The sequence below is a fragment of the Nocardioides sp. Z35_8 genome, assembly GCF_059621125.1.
In genome coordinates this window covers 1,589,197-1,608,889 of the sequence record NZ_JCAQIE010000001.1, presented here as the reverse complement: position 1 = coordinate 1,608,889, position 19,693 = coordinate 1,589,197, and the positions used below count along the sequence as shown (strand labels likewise).

The 19,693-nt window shown below is 73.2% G+C and carries 19 protein-coding genes and 1 tRNA gene; 10 read left to right on the top strand and 10 right to left on the bottom strand.

Going from position 1 to position 19,693, the window contains the following annotated elements; all coding sequences use genetic code 11:
- Positions 1-39: 39 nt before the first annotated feature.
- The 3 genes from AC54T2_RS07740 to AC54T2_RS07730 all read right to left on the bottom strand — a co-directional run bounded on the left by AC54T2_RS07740 (position 40) and on the right by AC54T2_RS07730 (position 2,149).
- The gene (locus AC54T2_RS07740) at positions 40-816 is read right to left on the bottom strand and encodes an anti-sigma factor (protein ID WP_496665899.1); all 777 of its coding nucleotides are present in this window, start codon (positions 814-816) and stop codon (positions 40-42) included.
- On the bottom strand, positions 803-1,393 hold the full coding sequence (locus AC54T2_RS07735) for an RNA polymerase sigma factor (protein WP_496665898.1): 591 nt from the start codon (positions 1,391-1,393) through the stop codon (positions 803-805). The genes AC54T2_RS07740 and AC54T2_RS07735 overlap by 14 nt, the downstream gene beginning before the upstream one ends.
- Positions 1,394-1,510: 117 nt before the next feature.
- Positions 1,511-2,149 (bottom strand): fasciclin domain-containing protein, encoded by a 639-nt coding sequence (locus AC54T2_RS07730; RefSeq protein ID WP_186340252.1) that lies wholly within the window; start codon positions 2,147-2,149, stop codon positions 1,511-1,513.
- A 98-nt stretch (positions 2,150-2,247) separates the two neighbouring features.
- Here AC54T2_RS07730 and AC54T2_RS07725 point away from each other — a divergent pair, with 98 nt between their 5' ends.
- The 6 genes from AC54T2_RS07725 to pdxY are packed head-to-tail and all read left to right on the top strand — an operon-like array spanning position 2,248 to position 8,820.
- Positions 2,248-3,657 (top strand): alpha/beta fold hydrolase, encoded by a 1,410-nt coding sequence (locus tag AC54T2_RS07725; RefSeq protein ID WP_496665897.1) that lies wholly within the window; start codon positions 2,248-2,250, stop codon positions 3,655-3,657.
- A complete protein-coding gene (locus AC54T2_RS07720; RefSeq protein WP_496665896.1) occupies positions 3,654-5,012 on the top strand; it encodes an MFS transporter in 1,359 nt (452 codons plus the stop codon). The genes AC54T2_RS07725 and AC54T2_RS07720 overlap by 4 nt, the downstream gene beginning before the upstream one ends.
- A complete protein-coding gene (locus AC54T2_RS07715) occupies positions 5,009-6,445 on the top strand; it encodes a pyridoxal phosphate-dependent decarboxylase family protein (protein ID WP_496665895.1) in 1,437 nt (478 codons plus the stop codon). Before AC54T2_RS07720 ends, AC54T2_RS07715 begins: the two co-directional genes overlap by 4 nt.
- Entirely contained in the window at positions 6,442-7,137 is a 696-nt protein-coding gene (locus AC54T2_RS07710; protein ID WP_186340249.1) for a uracil-DNA glycosylase, read from the top strand. The genes AC54T2_RS07715 and AC54T2_RS07710 overlap by 4 nt, the downstream gene beginning before the upstream one ends.
- Before the next feature lie 22 nt (positions 7,138-7,159).
- Positions 7,160-7,933, top strand: coding sequence for a dioxygenase family protein (locus AC54T2_RS07705; RefSeq protein ID WP_496665894.1), 774 nt, complete (start codon positions 7,160-7,162; stop codon positions 7,931-7,933).
- A 23-nt stretch (positions 7,934-7,956) separates the two neighbouring features.
- Positions 7,957-8,820: a pyridoxal kinase PdxY gene (gene pdxY, locus AC54T2_RS07700; RefSeq protein WP_186340247.1), complete on the top strand. Its 864-nt coding sequence runs from the start codon at positions 7,957-7,959 to the stop codon at positions 8,818-8,820.
- Positions 8,821-8,870: 50 nt separating this feature from the next.
- Here the strand turns inward: pdxY and AC54T2_RS07695 are convergent.
- Positions 8,871-8,946 (bottom strand) — tRNA-Thr (locus AC54T2_RS07695).
- A 150-nt stretch (positions 8,947-9,096) separates the two neighbouring features.
- On the opposite strand from AC54T2_RS07695, the gene AC54T2_RS07690 reads away from it, so the two are divergent.
- On the top strand, positions 9,097-10,305 hold the full coding sequence (locus AC54T2_RS07690; protein ID WP_496665893.1) for a DUF4032 domain-containing protein: 1,209 nt from the start codon (positions 9,097-9,099) through the stop codon (positions 10,303-10,305).
- Here AC54T2_RS07690 and AC54T2_RS07685 read toward each other — a convergent pair.
- From AC54T2_RS07685 to cysS, 3 genes are read right to left on the bottom strand one after another with little or no spacing between them, the layout of a single operon-like run.
- Positions 10,289-11,827, bottom strand: a complete 1,539-nt coding sequence (locus tag AC54T2_RS07685; RefSeq protein WP_496665892.1) for a metallophosphoesterase — start codon at positions 11,825-11,827, stop codon at positions 10,289-10,291. The genes AC54T2_RS07690 and AC54T2_RS07685 overlap by 17 nt on opposite strands.
- Complete coding sequence (gene rlmB, locus AC54T2_RS07680) at positions 11,824-12,786, bottom strand: 23S rRNA (guanosine(2251)-2'-O)-methyltransferase RlmB (protein WP_496665891.1); 963 nt, start codon at positions 12,784-12,786, stop codon at positions 11,824-11,826. Before rlmB ends, AC54T2_RS07685 begins: the two co-directional genes overlap by 4 nt.
- A 1-nt stretch (position 12,787) precedes the next feature.
- Positions 12,788-14,206, bottom strand: a complete 1,419-nt coding sequence (gene cysS, locus AC54T2_RS07675; RefSeq protein WP_186340243.1) for a cysteine--tRNA ligase — start codon at positions 14,204-14,206, stop codon at positions 12,788-12,790.
- 110 nt (positions 14,207-14,316) lie between these two features.
- On the opposite strand from cysS, the gene AC54T2_RS07670 reads away from it, so the two are divergent.
- Entirely contained in the window at positions 14,317-15,537 is a 1,221-nt protein-coding gene (locus AC54T2_RS07670; RefSeq protein ID WP_496665890.1) for a C39 family peptidase, read from the top strand.
- Between the two features lie 339 nt (positions 15,538-15,876).
- Here the strand turns inward: AC54T2_RS07670 and AC54T2_RS07665 are convergent, their stop codons facing one another.
- Positions 15,877-17,394 carry a molybdopterin-dependent oxidoreductase gene (locus AC54T2_RS07665; protein WP_496665889.1) on the bottom strand — a complete coding sequence of 506 codons (1,518 nt, stop codon included), beginning with the start codon at positions 17,392-17,394 and terminating at the stop codon, positions 15,877-15,879.
- A 37-nt stretch (positions 17,395-17,431) separates the two neighbouring features.
- Here AC54T2_RS07665 and ispF point away from each other — a divergent pair, with 37 nt between their 5' ends.
- Together ispF and AC54T2_RS07655 are read left to right on the top strand one after the other, a co-directional pair.
- Complete coding sequence (gene ispF / locus AC54T2_RS07660) at positions 17,432-17,917, top strand: 2-C-methyl-D-erythritol 2,4-cyclodiphosphate synthase (protein WP_186340240.1); 486 nt, start codon at positions 17,432-17,434, stop codon at positions 17,915-17,917.
- 7 nt (positions 17,918-17,924) lie between these two features.
- Complete coding sequence (locus tag AC54T2_RS07655; protein ID WP_186340239.1) at positions 17,925-18,608, top strand: IspD/TarI family cytidylyltransferase; 684 nt, start codon at positions 17,925-17,927, stop codon at positions 18,606-18,608.
- On the opposite strand, the gene AC54T2_RS07650 is transcribed toward AC54T2_RS07655, so the two are convergent.
- Both AC54T2_RS07650 and AC54T2_RS07645 read right to left on the bottom strand, forming a co-directional pair.
- Complete coding sequence (locus AC54T2_RS07650) at positions 18,589-19,170, bottom strand: 2-C-methyl-D-erythritol 4-phosphate cytidylyltransferase (protein ID WP_489975752.1); 582 nt, start codon at positions 19,168-19,170, stop codon at positions 18,589-18,591. The two genes, AC54T2_RS07655 and AC54T2_RS07650, sit on opposite strands and share 20 nt — an antisense overlap.
- Before the next feature lie 2 nt (positions 19,171-19,172).
- Positions 19,173-19,658: a CarD family transcriptional regulator gene (locus AC54T2_RS07645; RefSeq protein WP_056602200.1), complete on the bottom strand. Its 486-nt coding sequence runs from the start codon at positions 19,656-19,658 to the stop codon at positions 19,173-19,175.
- Positions 19,659-19,693: the final 35 nt, after the last annotated feature.

Below are 19,693 nucleotides of genomic sequence, written 5' to 3'. Positions count from 1 at the left end.
GAGGCGTTGTCGAGGACGGCCCGTCCCGATGGAGGGGAATCAGGCGAGCTCGCCACGGGCGAGGCTCACCCCTGAGTGCGTGGGGTCGCCGTCGTCGGGCTCGACCGAGATGTCGACGATGCGGTAGCCCTCGTCGATGAGTCGCATCGGGACGGCGAACTCGCCCTCGTCGCCCGCGGCGAGCAGGCCGATCGAGATCATCCGCTTGCCGTCGACGTTGATCAGCCACACCTCGCGCACGCCCGGATCGTCGCCGAGCTCGCTCGCGGAGACCCGGATGGTGAACATGTCGTCGTGGCGCACGGCGCTGGCCTCGCCGCGCTGGGCGTCGCTGTCGAGGGCGGTGAGGGACGCGGCCGCGACCACGGTGCCGTCGCCGGGCGGCTCGACGGCCTCGGGGACCTCCTCGCCCGTGCCGATGCGTCCGAGCCCGACGCCCGCGAGGAGCGCCAGGGCGGCGGCGATCCCGGCCAGCCACATCGGCACGCCGCGGCGTCCGGCCGCCTGGTCGGGCTGACCGGACCGGTCGCGCCGGCCCGGCCGCTGCTCCGACGTCCCCGGCTGGTCGGGGTGGGACGGGGCCCCCGGGAGCGGGTCCGACCCGTCGCCGGCACGCACCTCGGCCAGCACCCGCTCGCGCAGCCGCGAGGGCGGCGCGACGAGCGCGTCGGCACCCGTGCGGCGGCGGGCGCCGGTGAACGCCGCGACCACTCCCGCGCACTCGGGGCACGTCGCGACGTGCTCGCGCACGTCGGGCGGCCCGTCGCGGGGGTCGAGCGCGAGCCCGGCCAGCTGCTCGGCATCAACGTGACTCATGGCGCACCCCCTCCAGCTGCTGGTGGAGCTTCATCAGGCCACGTCGCACGTGGCTCTTCACGGTGCCGAGCGGGAGGCCGATCTTCTCGGCGATCTCGGCGTGGCTGTGGTCCTCCCAGAAGGCGAGGAGCAGGATCGTCCGGCGCGGGTCGGGTAGGTCCTCGACGGCCTGGCGCACGACCAGCCGCTCGGCCACCTCGTCGTCGGCCGACTGCACGGCGTCGTCGCGGGCGCCCGGGAGCGACACCACGGCGGCGAGCCGGTCGGCGTCGCGAGCGCGGGACGCCCGCAGGTCGGAGACCTTGTGCCGGGCGATCCCGACGAGCCAGGCCGGCAGTGCGGCAGGGCTCGGGGTCAGGGTGTGGCGGCTGCGCCAGGCGGCGACGAAGACCTGCTGGGTGACGTCCTCGGCGTCGTGGACGTCGCGGAGGGCACGCAGTGCAAATGTGTGCACCAGTGCCGACCAGCGGTCGTAGATCTCCTCGAGGGCACTCTCGTCGCCGGCGACGAGCCGCGCGGCGAGCGTCAGGACGTCCTCGTCCTGCTCGTCGTCGAACGACATCGTCCCGGTCACCACCGGGTCACCGTACCGGCGAGGCCCGCGGGCGGGGAACGGGATGATGGTCATCGTCGCTCCCCGCCCGTCTGGCTGCCTCGTGTCGTGCTCGGTCGTCCGTCGCCGCTGGAGCGGTCGTCAGAGGTCGATCGGGCGGAGCACCCGGTCGATCCCGTGAGCGATCTGCTTGTTGCCCTTGTTGAGGTCGAGGGCCTTCAGCACGACCTTGGGGTCGCGGTCGTTGGGGTCGCCGTCCTTGAGCGTGATGCTCACCCGCGGCTTGGTCTTGACCTTGACGGTGACCTTGCCGCCCTGGGCGGTCGTCAGCTTGGCGCCGTTGGACTTGAGCACCTTGCTGCTGGTGAGCGTCGCGCCCGGCACGACGTGGTAGAGCAGGACGGTCTCGATGGTGTCGACACCGGCGAGCTCGACGAGCGCGTCGAAGACCTTCTTCTCGCTCTTGATCGTCTTGCCGGACAGGTCCTTGGCCAGCTGGCGGAAGGCCTCGTCGGTCGGGGCGAAGGCGGTGAGGCGCTTGGAGCCGTCGGCGAGCAGCGCGACCGGGGAGTCGGGCTTGGCGCCGATGACGGCCAGGGCGGCCTCGGTGAGGATGTCGAAGTCCTTGTTGTTCTTGTCGAACTTGTTGCCGTCGGAGGTGAGGAGGGCGGCGAGGCTGTCCTCGCCCGCGGGCTTCGCGCTGGCGGCGGGCGCGGTGGCCCCCATCGCACCGAGGGCGAGGGCCGACGTGGCGAGGATGGCGGGAACGCGTCGCAACATGAGCTGGGTCCTTCCGTCAGGGGCGCCCGTTGGCGCCCGTCGCACCCTTCTCCGCACGAACCCCGCCACCGGATGCACCTCCTGCGTAGATTTCTTCCATGGACCTCATCCCCAAGCCCGACCAGGTGGTCGCCGCGGCCGGAAATGTCGCGCAGACGCTGCTCTACGGCGGGCTGGCAGACCTGCGACCGATGCCGCGGACGCTGATCGACGACGGGGAGCTGCGCGAGGTCTACCACTACCGACCCGCCGAGGACGTCCCCCAGACCGGCGACCCCGTGCTCCTGGTGACCCCACTGGCCGCACCGGCGCTCTGCTACGACCTGCGCCGCGACTGCTCGCTGGTGGAACACCTGGTCACGCAGGGGCGCCCGACCTACCTCGTGGAGTACGGGCAGGTCTCGTTCCGCAACCGGTCCCTCGGCGTGGAGCACTGGGTCGACGAGGTGCTGCCGGCCGCGATCGAGGCCGTCCACCAGCACTCCGGCGGCCGCGGCGTGCACCTCGTCGGATGGAGCCTCGGCGGCATCTTCACCCTCCTCGTCGCGGCCGACCGGAAGGACCTGCCGATCGCCTCGATCACGATCGTGGGCTCCCCGGTCGACGTGACCAAGGTGCCGCTCGTGGCGCCGGTGCGCCCGCTGCTCAACCTGACGCAGGGCAGGGGGCTCGTCACCCTGGCCTACCGGGCGCTCGGCGGCGTGCCGACCCCGCTCGTCAACTGGGCGTTCACCGCCGTCTCGGCGCAGAAGGTCCTCACCAAGCCGCTGGCGGTGCTGACGCACCTCGACGACACCGACTACCTCGCCCAGATGGAGGCGGTCACGCGATTCACGTCCACCATGACCGCCTACCCCGGCCGGACCTTCGGCCAGCTCTACCACCGCTTCGTCAAGGGCAACGCGCTCGCGACGGGCCGGATGCCGGTCGGCGACCGCGAGGTCGACCTCGCCGAGATCTCGGTGCCGACGCTCGTCTTCGCGGGCAACACCGACGGCATCGCGCCGCTTCCGGCCGTGCGCGCCGTGGTGCCGCTGCTGACCGGCTCGCCCGAGGTGCGCTTCGAGGTCGTCCCCGGCGGCCACCTCGGCATGCTCACCGGCCGGGCGGCTCGAGCGACGACCTGGACCGCGATCGACGAGTGGGTCTCGCGGTGGTCGCGCGGACCGCTCCCCGCGACCGCCCCGCCGGCACCGAGCGCCCGGGCCACCACGAAGCCGGCCCCCCGGAGCACGAGCAGCGCAGCGGCTGCGAAGAAGGCCGCGAACAAGAAGGCCGGCACGAGGACGCCGGCCACCAAGGCGGCAGCGAAGAAGGCGGCTGCCACGAAGACGGCCAAGAAGACCGCTGCGAAGCCCGCGAGGAAGGCCACGAGGAACACCACGAAGAAGGCCACGAAGAAGGCCACGAAGAAGGCCGCCGGCTCCGCCCCCGCGGCCGGCGCGATCGGCTCCAACCCGACGCGCCGCTACGGCTCGGCGGGCTCCCGCGCGCTGGGTGGACGATGAGTGACCCGGTCGGCGCCACCGCACTGTCGCGCGCCGTCCGCATCGGCTACGGCAGCGGCTCGGTCGCGACCGGCGCCTTCGGCACGGTCCCCGGGCTGATGCTCCTGCCCTACCTCACCGACGAGCTCGGCATCGCGGCGATCTGGGCCGGCGTGATCGTGTTCCTGCCCGAGGCCTGGGACGTGGTGCTCAACCCGGTCGCCGGCCGGATCAGCGACCGCACGGTCGATCCCGACGGTCCCCGGCGGCCCTGGCTGCTGCGCGCCGGGCTGATGCTGGCGGGGGCGTTCGCGCTGATCTTCGCGGCTCCCGACCTGGACGGGAGGTGGCTCGAGGCGGGCTGGGTGCTGCTGTTCTTCGTGCTCGCGGCGTCGGCGTACGCGTTCTTCCAGGTGCCCTACGTCGCGATGCCGGCGGAGATCACCTCGTCCTACGACGAGCGCACCCGGCTGATGACCTGGCGCGTGGCCATCCTGGCCCTGACGATCATGCTCGCCGGGGCGAGCGCACCGGTGATCCGCGACGCGGTCGGCGGCCGCGACGGCTACCGGGTGATGGGCGTGGTCATGTCGGTGGTCATCCTGGCCGGCGTCCTCGGGGCGTGGTGGGGCACCCGCCGGGCGCCGATCGGCGCCGTCGTCGCCGGGGGCGGGTCGCTGGGCGAGCAGCTGCGGATCGTGGCGCGCGCCCGCGACTTCCGGGTGCTGCTGACGACGTTCGTGCTGCAGGCGCTGGCGACGGGCTGCATGCTGGCGGGCGTCGCCTACGTCGCCGAGGACCTGCTCGGCCGCAGCGGCGCGGCCACGATCCTCTTCGTCTGCTTCGTCGGCCCGGCGCTGCTGCTGACCCCGCTGTGGGCGCACTGGGGCGAGCGGGTGGGCAAGAAGCAGGGCTACGCCGCCGCATCGGTGGTGCTCGCGACGGGTGCCACGCTGGCGGTGCTGTCGCGTGGCGGCAACGACCTCTGGACGTTCGTGGCGACCGGGCTGGTCGGGGTGGGATACGCGGGCTGCCAGGTCTTCCCGATGGCGATGCTGCCCGACGTCGCGGCCGTGGACGCGGCCCGCACCGGCGAGAACCGTGCCGGCGTCTACACCGGCGTCTGGACGGCCGGCGAGACGCTGGGGCTCGCGCTCGGGACGGCTGTCTTCGCCCTGATGCTCGCGCTCGGCGGCTACCTCTCGAGCGAGGGCCGCGACCTCAGCCAGCCCGACTCGGCCCTGACCGCCATCGCGCTGGGGTTCTCGCTCGTACCGGCGGCGCTGACTCTCGCCAGCCTGCACTGGCTGCGGCAGTACGACCTCGAGCCCGCCGACGTGGCGGCCGCCCAAGGAGCCCCCGGGAGTGCTGCGTGAGTGACCCGATGCAGAGGCTCGCGGCCCTCCAGGCCCGCGACCTGCCCGTCCACGGCGGCCGCACGCTGGCCTACGTCTACGACTCGGGCGAGCCCGAGGTAGATCGGGTCGCCCGGCAGGCGGTGGCCGCCTACGCCGCGTCCAACGCGCTCGACCCCACGGCGTTCCCCTCCCTGCTCCAGATGGAGAACGAGCTGGTCGGCTTCGCGTGCGGCCTGCTCGACGCACCGGAGTCGGCGGTCGGGACGGTGACCTCGGGCGGCACCGAGTCGATCCTGCTGGCCGTCCAGGGAGCCCGCGACAGCCGCCCCGACGTGGTCCGGCCGCGGATGGTGGTGCCCACCACCGCGCACGCGGCGTTCCACAAGGCCGCGCACTACTTCGGGGTGGAGGCCGTGCTCGTGCCGGCCGGTCCCGGCCACCGGGCCGACGCGCGGGCGATGGCCGAGGCGATCGGCGACGACACGGTGCTCGTCGTGGCCAGCGCGCCGTCGTACGCCCACGGGGTCGTCGACCCGGTCACCGAGATCGCCGCCGCCGCAGCCGCCCGCGGCGTCCGCTGCCACGTCGACGCGTGCATCGGCGGTTGGGTGCTCCCCTACGCCGCCCGGCTCGGCCGCGCGGTCGCGCCGTGGACCTTCGCTGTCGACGGCGTCACGTCGATCTCGGTGGACACCCACAAGTACGCCTATGCCCCCAAGGGCACCTCGCTCCTGCTGCACCGCGACGCGCCGTTGCGCCGGCCGCAGTACTTCGCCTCGGCCGCGTGGCCGGGCTACACGATGCTCAACGCCACGACGCAGTCGACGCGCTCGGGCGGGCCCGTGGCCGGCACCTGGGCGGTGGTGCAGCACCTCGGGGACGAGGGCTACCTCGCCCTCGCCGACCGCGCGCTGTCGGCCGTCGACGCGATCGTCGCGAGCATCGAGGCGCAGCCCGCGCTGCGGCTCGTGGCAGACCCCGACTCGACGCTGGTCGCCCTGGCCACCGACGACTCCTGCGACCCGTTCACCCTGACCGACGAGCTCGTCTCGCGGGGCTGGTACGTCCAGCCGCAGCTCTCCCACGGCGACGACGGTGCGAGCATCCACCTGTCGGTGAGCGCCGGCACGCTCGCGCACGTGGCCGACTTCGCCGGCGCGCTGTCGGCGTCGGTCGCGGCGGCCCGCGAGGCCGGGCCGGTCACGGTCGACGCCGGGGTGGTGGCGTTCATCGAGGCGCTCGACCCCTCCTCCCTGGGCGACGACGACTTCGACGGCCTCCTCGCCGCGTCCGGGCTGGTGGGTGGGTCGGCGGCCGGGGAGCTCGAGCTGCCCGTCCGGATGGCCGAGGTCAACGCGATGCTCGACGTCGCCTCCCCGTCGATGCGCGAGGCGCTGCTGGTGGCGTTCCTCGACCGGCTCCAGCGCCCGGTGCGCGGGGTGGGCGGATGAGCGCGCTCGCGGGGCTGGTCGAGAAAGGGCTGGTGGCGCCCGACTGGGCGGAGGCGTTGGCCCCGGTCGACGACCGGATCGCGGCGATGGGTCGGTTCCTGCGCGAGGAGGTGGCCGCCGGGCGCGGCTACCAGCCGGCGGGCGACCTGGTCCTCCGTGCGTTCCAGCGTCCGCTCGCCGACGTCCGCGTCCTGGTGGTGGGGCAGGACCCCTACCCCAACCCCGCGCACCCGATCGGGCTGAGCTTCGCCGTCGAGCGGCACGTGTGGCCGCTGCCGCCCAGCCTGGTCAACATCTACGTCGAGCTGCGCGACGACCTCGGGATCGTGCCCCCGCGTCACGGCGACCTGTCGGCGTGGGCCGACCAGGGCGTCATGCTGCTCAACCGCACGCTCACCGTGCGGCCGGGCGACTCCAACAGCCACCGGGGAAAGGGCTGGGAGCCGATCACCGAGCGGGCGATCACCGCCCTCGCCGAGCGCGGCGGTCCGTGCGCGGCGATCCTGTGGGGACGGCACGCCCAGTCGCTGCGTCCGCTCCTCGGCGAGGTGCCGTGCGTGGAGTCGCCCCACCCCTCACCGCTCAGCGCGCGGCGCGGCTTCTTCGGCTCGAAGCCCTTCAGCACCGTCAACCGACTGCTCGAGCAGCAGGGGGCGGAGCCGGTCGACTGGCGGCTTCCGGAATATAGTTGAATCCCGTACTATTGAGGATGTCATGACCACTCCCATGCCTGCCCTGTACATCGGCCACGGTGCGCCGCCCCTGCTCGGCGACCCGACCTGGTCGAGCCAGCTCGCGGCGTGGGCGGGCGACCTCCCCCGTCCCACCGCGATCCTGATCGTCAGCGCCCACTGGGAGTCCGCGCCGGTCAGCCTCAGCGCCAGCGGCGCGCCGCTGGTCTACGACTTCGGTGGCTTCGCGCCGAAGTACTACCGGATGACCTACGAGACGCCCGACGCCACTGCGCTGGCCCAGCGCGTCGCGGCGATGATGCCGAGCGGCGAGCCCGTGCACCAGCACACCTCGCGCGGACTCGACCACGGCGCCTGGGTGCCCCTGAGGATCATGTACCCCGAGGCCGACATCCCGGTGCTGCAGATGTCGCTGCCGACCGACGACCCCCAGCGCCTCATGGCGCTCGGCGAGCGACTGCGCCCGCTGCGCGAGGAGGGCGTGCTGATCATCGGCTCCGGCTTCCTCACCCACGGCCTGCCGTTCCTCGAGGAGTTCCGCATCGACGCGCCGGCCCCGGGCTGGTCGGTGGACTTCGACCTCTGGGCCGCCGACGCCTTGACGCGCGGCGACGTCGACACCCTGTCGGACTACCGGGCCAAGGCCCCGGGCATGCCCTACGCCCACCCCACCGTCGAGCACTACACACCCCTGTTCGTGACGCTGGGCGCGGCGACGACGGCCGACCGGCCCGGCATCCAGGTCATCGACGGCTACTGGATGGGCCTGTCCAAGCGGTCGCTCCAGGTCGCCTGAGGCGTCTGAACTAGTCTCGGCTCGTGCGCGTCCTCTCGATCCAGTCCCACGTCGCCTACGGCCACGTCGGCAACTCTGCGGCCGTCTTCCCCCTGCAGCGCCTCGGGCACGAGGTGTGGCCGGTGCTGACGGTCAACTTCTCCAACCACACCGGGTACGGCTCGTGGCGGGGGCCGATGATCCCGGCCCAGGACGTCGCCGACGTGATCGCCGGCATCGAGGAGAGGGGCGCGTTCGAGACCTGCGACGCGATCCTGTCCGGCTACCAAGGCTCACCGGAGATCGCCGACGTCATCGTCGACGCCGTGGCCCGGGTCAAGGCCGCCAACCCCGCCGCGACCTACACCTGCGACCCGGTCATGGGCAACGCCACCTCCGGGTGCTTCGTCAACCCGGCGATCCCGCCCAAGTACCGCTCCACCGTCATCCCGGTGGCCGACGTGCTGACGCCCAACCAGTTCGAGCTCGGCTTCATCACCGGGCGCGACGCGCTGAGCGGGCCGTCCTCGCTCGACGACATCCTGTCCGCCGTCGAGGAGGTCCGGGGCCTCGGGCCCGAGACCGTCCTGGTCACCTCGGTCCATCGCGACGGTGCGCCGGACGACGTGATCGAGATGATCGCCGTGACCGGCGAGGGCGCCTGGCTCGTCACCACGCCGCGGCTGCCGATGAAGGCCAACGGGTCGGGCGACATCACCGCGGCGCTCTTCACCGCGCACCTGCGCACCACCGGCTCGCCCGCCGACGCGCTGGCGCGCACGGCCTCCTCGGTCTTCGCGATCCTCCGGCAGACCCTCGACTCCGGCGACCGCGAGCTGCGGCTCATCGACGCCCAGGACGCCATCGCCGACCCGGCCTGCGAGTTCGAGGTCGAGCAGCTCCGCTGAGCCGTCGAGCGGCGTCGAGCCGGTGACGGCCGGACTTGGCCGGGCTGGACTGGAGCCGGTGACAGGAATCGAACCCGCGACATCATTATTACAAGTAATGCGCTCTACCAACTGAGCTACACCGGCGTGCGCCCGTGAGCGCCCGGCAATCCTAGGTGAGGCAGAACGGCGCCCGTGAGCCTCCTCCACCTCCCGCACCACGACGGCTCACCGGCTCGGACCGGAGCCGGCCTCCGCGTCGACCCGTGGGACCTCGTCAGCGAGTAGCGTGCCCCCATGGCCATGCGCATCGTCGCCAACCGGCCGGACCCGGCCATCCTCCGCCTGCCCTGGCACCGTCCCCTGGAGGAGTGGCCCGACGACGTGGTCGTGCCCCTCCCCCGCGGCCTGTCGCGCCACATCGTGCGCATCGTGCGGCTCGGCACCCGCGTCTACGCGGTCAAGGAGACCACCGGCGACATCGCGTTCCGCGAGTATCGGATGCTGCGCGACCTCCAGCGCCTCGGCATGCCGTCCGTGGTGCCCCAGGGCGTCGTCACGGGACGCGCGACGCGCGAGCGCGAGGAGCTTCCCGCCGCGCTGGTCACCCAGCACCTGCGCTTCTCCCTCCCCTACCGCACCCTCTTCAGCAGGGGCATGGACGCCGACCACGTCCCGGCGCTCATCGATGCCATCGTCGTCCTGCTGGTCCGCCTGCACCTTGCCGGCTTCTACTGGGGGGACGTGTCGCTGTCCAACGTGCTGTTCCGCCGCGACGCCGGCGCCCTCGCCGCCTACCTGGTCGACGCCGAGACCGGTGAGCTCCACGACTCCGTCAGCGACCGGCTGCGGGAGTACGACATCACGGTGGGCTGCGAGAACATCTTCGCCGAGCTGATGGACCTGAGCGCCAGCGGCGCCGTGGACCGACCCATCGACGGGTTCGCGATCGTCGAGCACCTGCGCACCCGCTACGAGGCGCTGTGGCGCGAGCTGACCGACCTCGAGGAGTTCGGCGGCGACGAGATGTGGCGCATCGAGCGGCGCGTCGAGCGGCTCAACGACCTCGGCTTCGACGTCGACGAGCTCGACATCGTCACCGACCTCGGCGGCGACACCATCCGCATCCAGCCCAAGGTCGTCGACCTCGGCCACCACACCCGCGAGCTGCGCGACCTGACCGGCATGACCGTGCAGGACAACCAGGCCCGACGCCTGCTCAACGACCTGGCGGCCTTCACCGCCGGCCACGACCTCGGCCGCGAGGACCGGCACGTCGTGGCGAGCCGGTGGATGCACGAGGTCTTCGAGCCGATCATGGCGATGATCCCGCCCGACGCCACCGGCAAGCTCGAGCCGGCGGAGGTCTTCCACGAGATCCTCGAGCACCGCTGGTACCTCTCCGAGCGCACCGGCCGGGAGGTCGACATCTTCGAGACCGCCCACGACTACATCGACCGCTTCCTCACGACCAGGCCCGACGAGGCGATCACGGGTCAGGTGTGACCGCGGCGGCGGGCGTGACCGGCTCCCACTCGCCGACCTGCCAGGTGCCGTCGGTGCGCAGCCGCACCCACTGCAGCCCGGTGGGGCGTCCCTCGGCGTAGGTGACCAGGGTGACCTCGGCGTCGCGGCGCGGCTTGCTGCCCAGCGCGATGGCGTACGCCGCGCCTCCCGTCGTGCCGTTGGTCCAGGTGTAGCCGGTGGCACCGTCCTCGCCCTCCACCGCGTCCGGGCCGGCCTGCACGTGCGTGTGGCCGCCGAGCACCAGGTCGACGCAGCCCTGGGCGAGGGCCTCGCGCCCGAGGTTGGCGTCGTGGACCAGGACCGTGCTGACCCGCTCACCGTCCTCGGCGGCCGCGCAGGCGGCGTCGGCGAGCCGGTCGCCCATCTCGGCGAAGCTGAGCCCGGACTCGTCGCGCCAGCTGCCCAGGCCGCTGCTACGCGGGTCGTCGACGCCGAGCAGGGTCCCGTCCCAGGGGGCGTCGACGACCTCGCCGTCGAGCATGGTCCACCCCAGGTCGGCGAGGTAGGTGCCGACGAAGTCGCCGTGGTCGTGGTTGCCCGCGACGCCGAAGCGCTCCCAGTCCTCGAACGTCGCGTCGAGGGAGTCGAGGCTGAACGCCTCCCAGGGCTGCCCGGTCGAGGTGTCGTCGCCGGCGTCCAGCACGACGGTGGCGCCGGCCGCCTCGCCGATGGCGCGTGCGACCCGGTCCATGCCGATGTTGTCGTGACGGTCGCTGACCAGCAGGGCGACGGTCTCGTCCTCTTCTGGCGTGCGCAGGCCCTCCTCGACGAGGCCGGCCGCACCGTCGGCGGCCGTGGAGTAGAACTCCTTGCTCTTGTCGTAGGTGTCCACCGCGCTGAGCACCAGCCGCCTGCTCTGGGTGGTGACCGGGCCGGCGCGCACCTCGATGTCGCGCACCTCTGCCGGCAGCCGCACGTCCGGACCGACGAGCTCGGCCAGGGTCTGCCAGCCGGCGCCGTCCTCCTGGGTCTCCTCCTCGCGCTCCCAGGGCTGCCACAGCAGCAGGGGCAGGGCGAGCACCAGGACGAGCGCGAGCACGCCCTGTCTGGTGCCCAGGCCGCGCGCCAGCTCGCCGCGACGCCGGCGACCCAGCAGCAGGAAGACGACGACGGGCAGCAGGCCGACCGCCAGCCCGCGCAGCGCCGCGGACAACGCCATGTCGACCACGACGTCCTGGACCTTGTCGATCGGCGCGGTGGGGTCGGCGGCGATCAGGGCGTAGCGCTCGACCAGCTCCTCGATCGAGCCGACCTCGGTCTTGCCGAGCGCGAGCGTGACACCGAGCGGGCCGACGTCGCGGAAGCGGAGGTCGGGCAGCAGCGGCCCGGTCTGCACCACCGCGTCGGGCGTGAGCGTGGGGCGTACGACGGTGTCGTGACCGACGAGCACCACCGTGCGGCTGCTGGTGAGGAACAGCGAGACCGCGACCGCGAGCCCCAGCGCCAGGCTCAGCGCGGCCAGCGTGACGCCGACCAGCAGCCGGCGCTGGGTGGGGGTCATCGCTCGGCGCGGGCCTGCGAGATCGCGTAGAGCGCCACCGAGGCGGCGACCCCGGCGTTGAGCGACTCGAGCTGGCCGGCCATCGGGATCGACACGATCTGGTCGCACGTCTCGGCGACCAGCCGGCCCAGGCCCTTGCCCTCGGAGCCGACGACGACCACGAGCGGGCCCTCCGCGAGGCCGCCGGGGGCGACCAGCTCGGGCAGCGAGATGTCGCCGTCGGCGGCCAGGCCGACGACCATGCAGCCGGCGTCCTGGTAGGCCTTGAGCTGGCGGGTCAGGTTGACCGTCTGCGCGACCGGCAGCCGGGCCGCGGCACCGGCGCTGGTCTTCCACGCCGAGGCGGTCATCCCCGCGGCACGGCGCTCGGGGATCAGCACGCCGTGCGCGCCGAACCCGGCCGCCGAGCGGATCACCGCACCGAGGTTGCGGGGGTCGGTGACGGAGTCGAGGGCGACGACGAGCGCCGGCTCCTTGGCCTCCGCGGCACGCTCGAGCAGGTCGTCGGCGTGGGCGTACTCGTAGGCCGGGAGCCGCGCCGCGAGTCCCTGGTGGACGGCACCGCCGGTCATCCGGTCCATCTCGTTGCGGGTGACCTCGAGCAGGTTGAGCCCCTGCTCGGCGGCGAGCTTGAACGCCTCGCGCATCCGGCCGTCGCGCTCGGCGCCCTCGGCGACGTAGACGGCCGCGACCGGCACGCCTGCCTGCAGCAGCTCGACGACGGAGTTGCGCCCGGCGGCCCACTCGGCCTCGGAGCTGGTGCGCCGCTTGGGGCGGGTGCCCTTGTCGCGCTCGGCGCGCTTGGCCGCCTTGTGCGCCTGGTGGTAGGGCCGGTCCTTGGCCTTGGGCGTGGGTCCGCGGCCCTCGAGGCCGCGCCGCACGCGACCGCCGGACCCCGCAGTGGGGTTGCCCTTGCCGGTCTTCTTGATGGCGCCCTTGCGCTGCGAGTTGCCAGCCACGTCACACACTCCCCATAACGATCGTCCACCGTGGGCCGGTCGAGGTGTCCTCGATCTCCAAGCCGGCCGACTTGATCCGGTCCCGGATGGCGTCGGCGCGGGCCCAGTCCTTCGCCTCGCGCGCCGCCGTCCGCTCCTCAAGCAGTCCCCGCACCAGCGCGTCCACGACGCCGGTGAGCGTCTCGTCGGAGCCGCCCGTCGACGCCCAGACGGGATCGGCGGGGTTGAGGCCGAGCACGTCGAGCATGGCGACCACCTCGCCGAAGCGCTGCCCCAGCTCCTCCGACGGCCCCGCGGCCAGGAGCCGGTTGCCCTCGCGGACGGACTCGTGGATCACCGCGACGGCGGCGGGGGTGCCGAGGTCGTCGTCCATCGCCGCGGTGAACGCGTCGGGCACCGAGGCGAACCAGGTGCCGACCACGCCCGAGGCGCGCTCGAGGAAGTCCTCGATGCGGCGGAACGCGCGCGCCGACTCCTCGAGGGCCTCGAAGCTGAACTCGACGTGGGAGCGGTAGTGGGCCGAGACCATGTAGTAGCGCAGCTCGACGCCGCGCACCCGCTCGAGCACCGACGGGATGAGCATCGAGTTGCCGAGCGACTTGCTCATCTTCTCGCCGGCGGTGGTGATCCAGGCGTTGTGCAGCCAGTAGGACGCGAACGGGCGCCCGGCCGCCCGGGACTGCGCCTGCTCGTTCTCGTGGTGCGGGAAGCGGAGGTCGACGCCACCGCCGTGGATGTCGAAGGCGGGGCCGAGGTACTTGCCGGCCATCGCCGAGCACTCGATGTGCCAGCCCGGTCGCCCGCGGCCCCACGGCGAGGGCCACGACGCGGTGCGCGGCTCGGAGTCGGCCTTCCAGCCCTTCCAGAGGGCGAAGTCGCGGGGGTCGCGCTTGCCGCGGGGGTCGGCGTCGCCGGCGGGCTCCATGTCGTCCACCCCCTGGCGGGTCAGCTCGCCGTAGGCCGGCCAGCTGCGGACGTCGAAGTAGACGTCGCCGCTGCCGTCGTCGGCGGCGTAGGCGTGCCCTCGGGCGATCAGCTCCTCGATCAGCTCCACGATCTCCGGGACGTGGCCGGTGGCGCCCGGCTCGTAGGTCGGCGGCAGCACGTTGATGGCCGCCAGCGCCGCGTCGAGCTCGCGCTTCATCGCCGACGCGAGGGCGTACCAGTGGATGCCGAGCTCGGCGGACTTGGCGAGGATCTTGTCGTCGATGTCGGTGACGTTGCGGATGAAGTCGACCTCGTGGCCGGTGGCCTCGAGCCAGCGGCGGAGCACGTCGAAGTTGACCGCGGACCGGACGTGGCCGACGTGCGGCTCCGACTGCACGGTCAGCCCACACACGTAGATGCCGACCTTGCCCGGGGTCAGCGGGACGAAGTCGCGGGTCTCGCGCGTCGCGGTGTCGTGGAGCCTGAGAGTCACCGGGCAAGTCTAGGGCGAGCGGGGCGATCCGCTGGCTTCGCCGGCCACCGCACACCGCGGGCTCCTGTGACTCCTGAGACGCGTGGGACTTCTCGGGTTATCGTCGAACGGTGCTCCGACGTCTCGCGACCCTCGCCCTGCCCCTGCTGGTGGCCGCCTCGCTGGTCCCCGCTGCCGTCGCGGCCGACGGCTCCGGCGGCTCCGACGGCTCCGACGCGCGCACGCGCGCCACGGCGCAGGTGCAGCTGACGTCGTGGAGCAGCTATGCCGACTTCAAGGCCGGCAAGCGCCGCGGTCTCAAGCTCGGCCGGGGGCAGGTCTCGATGCTGCGCGCCACGCCGCGCACGGTCGCCGGCAAGGCCTACGAGGCCGGCACCTGGACGTCGCCGTGGGCGACGCCCGGCTTCGGCGCGAGCGCCGTCATCCCCTCGTGGGAGGCCACCACGCCCGGCCGGACGATGGTGCGGGTCGAGCTGCGGGCCCGCGACGCGAGCGGGCGCACCGGGTCGTGGGACACCGTGGCCGACTGGGCGCGCGGCAACCGTCCGGTGAAGCGGGCGACCTACTCCGGCCAGGCCGACGACCTGGGCCGGGTCAGCGCCGACACCTGGTACGCCGCGGGCGCCGTGACGTCGTGGCAGGTCCGCGTCACGCTCCTGCGGCCGAAGGGCTCGGCCAAGGCGGTCAGCCTCGAGCGCATCGGCGCGGTCGCCTCCGCCGACGCCTCGGCGCCGCGTCCGACCTCCCAGCCCGGTCCCGCCGCGGGCACCGTGCTGCCCGTGCCCACCTACTCCCAGATGGTGCACAGCGGCCACTACCCCGCCTGGGGCGGCGGCGGCGAGGCGTGGTGCTCGCCCACCTCGACCGCGATGGTCCTCGCCTACTACGGCATCTCCCCCGCGCCCGCCGGGATCACGCCAGGCCACGCCGACGCCGTGGTCGACCACACCGCCAAGATGGTCTACGACCACGGCTACCGCGGCACCGGCAACTGGGCGTTCAACACCGCCTACGCCGCCACCCTCGTCGCCGGCGACTCCTATGTCACCCGGATGCGCGACCTGCGCGAGGCCGAGGACCAGATCGTCGCCGGCGTGCCGCTGGTGGTGTCGATCGCCTTCGGCCGCAACCAGCTCGCCGGCGCCCCGATCTCGGCGAGCAACGGCCACCTGCTGGTGATCGTCGGCTTCGAGGCCGACGGCGACGTCGTGGTCAACGACCCCGCCGGCGCGACCAACGCCGAGGTGCGCCGCGTCTACGACCGCGCCCAGTTCGAGCAACTGTGGATCGCGGCCTCCGGCGGGACGGCGTACGTCATCCGCAACGGCTGAGCGGACCCCCCGAGCTCGTGTCGAGGCGGCGCGTCCTGACCCTCAAACGACGTCGAGTCGGCGCATCCTGACGCTCAGACCCCGTCGAGTCGGCTCGTCCTGACCCTCAGACGACGTCGAGTCGGCGCATCCTGACGCTCGTCGGTTAGGACGCGCCGACTGGACCTCCGTCAGGTGTCAGAACGCGCCCACTCGACCCCCGTGAGGTGTCAGAACGCGCCCACTCGACCCCTGTCGGGTGTCAGAACGCGCCCACTCGACCTCGGTCGGGTGTCAGAACGCGCCCACTCGACCATGCGCGCCTCTGTCGGCGCCTCTGTCAGCGCCTCTGTCAGCGCCTCAGACGGCGCGGAAGTCGACGGTGTGCCAGCCGGTGGCGCCGTCGGGGTCGGGCGAGCGTACGACGCTGGTCTGGGTCTGGCCGTCCTTGCCGGTGGCGCGGACCCGCACCTCGTGGTCGCCCTCGGGGACGTCGATCGTGACCGCCCACTGCACCCAGGTGTCCGCCGACGGCACCCGGCCGAGCTCGGCGGGGGTCCACGGGCCGCCGTCGACCTGCACCTCGACCGACTCGATCCCGGTGTGCTGGTGCCAGGCGACACCGCCGAAGGACACCGGGCCGGCCTCCACCTCGGCGCCCGCCCGCGGCACGTCGATGCGCGAGGCGATCTTGACCGGCCCCTCGGACGACCAGCCCTTGGTGGTCCAGTAGCCGGTCGAGCGGGCGAAGGTGCTCACCTCGAGGTCGACGACCCACTTGGTGGCCGAGACATAGCCGTACAAGCCCGGGACGATCGTACGCACGGGGAAGCCGTGCTCGATCGGCAGCGGGCGACCGTTCATCGCGACGGCCAGCAGGGCGTCGCGGTCGTCGGTGAGCGCCTCGAGCGGCGTCGCGCAGGTCCAGCCGTCGTGGGAGGTCTGGAGCACGCAGTCGGCCTCGGGCGAGACGCCCAGGCCGTCGAGCAGGTCGGCGATGCGCACACCGCTCCACCGGGCGTTGCCGACGAGGCCGCCGCCGATCTCGTTGCTCACGCAGGACAGCGTGATCCACGACTCGGTCATCCGGCGCGCGACGAGGGAGCTGAAGTCGAGGGTGAGCTCGCGCTCGACGAGCCCGTGGATGCGCAGCGACCACTCCTCCGGCTCGATGACCGGCTTCGCGATGGTCGTGTCGATCAGGTAGAAGTCCTCGTTGGGCGTCTGCCACGGCGCGATGCCGGCCAGGCCCACTGAGGTGTCTGCCGGCGCCTCGCGCCGCGTGACGCCGGGGATGCGGAGCAGCCGGCGGCTGGCCTCGACCTTGCGGCGCCCGGCGCCGACGACCCGGCCGGCGACGGCGATGCCGAGTGCCGCCACCGACACCGCTCCGGCGACCATGAGGAAGACGCGCCGCTCGCGCGACTCCAGGTCGGGGCGGCGCCGGCCGCGCTCGAGGGCGTCGGTGAGCGCGGAGTGGAGCGTGACCCAGGTGAGCAGGCCGACCGCCACGGGGAGCGTGTCGACGGCGCTCGCCTGGCGTTGGGTCAGGACGGCGGCCAGGCCGACAGCGGCCAGCGGGAGCCAGACCAGCAGGGGCCGGTACCAGCCGCCGCGGGCCAGCAGCCCGGCCACGGCGAAGCAGACGAGCAGCAGGAGCAGGATCACGAGGACCAGGAACGTCTTGTCGAACTGGCCCAGCACGGAGATGGCCGCCTCCGCCACCGGGCCGGGGGTGAGCCGGATGACCAGCTCGGCCACGGCCACGAGCGGCGCCTCGCGGATGGTGAGCACCATCGCGGTCGCGTAGCTGGTCGCGAGGCCGGCCAGGCCCGCGACGACTCCGGCGAGCATCCAGTGCGGACGGCGAGCGGTCACGCGGTCCATTGTGACGGGCGTCCGGCATGATGCCGACGTGACCTCCTCCCATCCCGCCCCGCGCATCGGCATCGGCACCGACGTGCACCGCCTCGTCGCCGGTGTGCCAATGCACCTCGCCGGCCTGGCCTGGCCCGACGAGCCGGCCGGGCTCGAGGGCCACTCCGACGCCGACGTCGCCGCCCACGCCGCCTGTGACGCCCTGCTCTCGGCGGCCGGGCTCGGCGACCTGGGCAGCAACTTCGGCACCTCGTCCCCCGAGTGGGCCGGAGCCGCGGGGGCCGCGCTGCTCGCGGAGACCGCCCGACGGGTGCGCGACGAGGGTTGGGAGATCGGCAACGTCGCGGTGCAGGTCATCGGCAACGTCCCGCGGCTCGGCCCGCGGCGCGGCGAGGGCGAGGTCGCCCTGTCGGACGCGCTCGGAGCGCCGGTGAGCCTGTCGGCCACCACCACCGACGGCCTCGGTCTCACGGGCCGCGGCGAGGGCGTGGCGGCGATCGCCACCGCGCTGCTCACCCGCTGAGGCGCCGGTGTCCATCGCTGTCGTCATCCTCGCCGCCGGCTCGGGCAGCCGGGTCGGGGCCGAGGTCAACAAGGTGCTGCTGCCGCTGCGCGACGTCCCGGTGCTGGCGTGGTCGGTGCGCGACGCCCTCGCGCTGCCCGACGTACGCCGCCTCGTGCTGGTCGTGCGCCCCGAGGACCGTCCCCCGGTCGCGGCGGCGATCGCGCCCCACCTCGGCGACCGGGAGGTGCTGCTCGTCGACGGCGGGGCCACCCGGCACGCCTCGGAGTGGGCCGCCCTGCGGGTGCTGGCCGCCGACATCGAGTCCGGCGAGGTCGACGTGGTCGTGGTCCACGACGGCGCGCGGCCGCTGGCGGGGCGTGGGCTGTGGGCGGCCGTGGTCTCCGCCGCCCGCGAGGTGGGCGGCGCGATCCCCGTGGTGCCGGTGACCCAGCTGCTCGGACCGGACCGGACGGTCGTCGCGCAGCAGGTCGGCGGCGTGCAGACCCCGCAGGCGTTCCGCGCCGACGCGGTGCTGGCGGCCTACCGCGGGGCCGACGCGGACGGCTTCGAGGGCACCGACACCTCGGCCTGCGTCTCGGCCTACACCGACATCGTCGTCGCGGCCGTCGAGGGCAGCGCCCTCAACCTCAAGGTCACCTTCCCCGAGGACGTGGCGCTCGCCTCGGAGCTCACGCCGGGCGCTGGGTGAGGGCAGCCAGCAGGCGTACGTCGTCGGGCGAGGACACGCGGCGGCCCTCGGGCGGCGCCTGCAGGGTCTCGACCGGGTGGCCCGCGGCCTCGAGGTCGGCCACGGCACGGGCGAGGTCGCTGGCCGGGCGCCGCGGCAGGGAGGCCAGGACGGCGGCGGGGATCACCAGCGGCGAGGCGACGGCCACGAGCGAGTCGCGGTCGAGGGTCTGCCCCACGACCCCGTCGGAGACCACCTTCACCGTGTCGGTCACCGGGCGGGTGCCCACCACCGGGTGACCGCTCTCGCGCGCCCGCTGGAGGCAGGCGTCGATGAAGTCGGGCGGGGTCATCGGGCACAGGGCGTCGTGGAGGACGACGTCGCGCCCGGACTCCACCACCTCGGCCCACGAGACACCGCCGTCGACGAGGTCGACGCCGGCGTCGCCGAGGCCCCAGGCGGCGCACGCCACCAGTGCCTCGCCGTGGATCAGCTCGTAGGGCAGGGCCCCGCGGTCCTCGTCCAGAACGACGCCGAGGCCCCTGGGAACGTCGTCCCAGGGGCCTCGGTCAGCGTCGTCCACGCTCAGGAGGCGAGCACCTCGTCGAGCATCGCCTCGGCCTTGTCCTCGTTGGTCTTCTCGGCGAGCGCGAGCTCGGAGACCAGGATCTGCCGGGCCTTGGCCAGCATCCGCTTCTCACCGGCGGACAGGCCACGGTCACGCTCACGGCGCCACAGGTCGCGCACGACCTCCGACACCTTCATCACGTCGCCGGAGTGCAGCTTCTCGAGGTTGGCCTTGTAGCGGCGCGACCAGTTGGTCGGCTCCTCCACGTGGGCCGCACGCAGCACGTCGAAGACGCGGTCGAGGCCCTCCTTGTCGACGACGTCGCGGACGCCGACGAGGTCGAGGTTGCAGGCCGGGACGCGCACGACCAGGTCCTGTTGTGCGACGATCCTGAGGACGAGGTACTGCCGGTCCTCTCCCTTGATCGTCCGCATCTCGATGTCCTCGATGACCGCGGCCCCGTGATTGGGATAGACGACCGTTTCGCCAACGGTGAAAGTCATATGTTCAGTTCCCCTTCCTAGGTGAGCATTCTAAC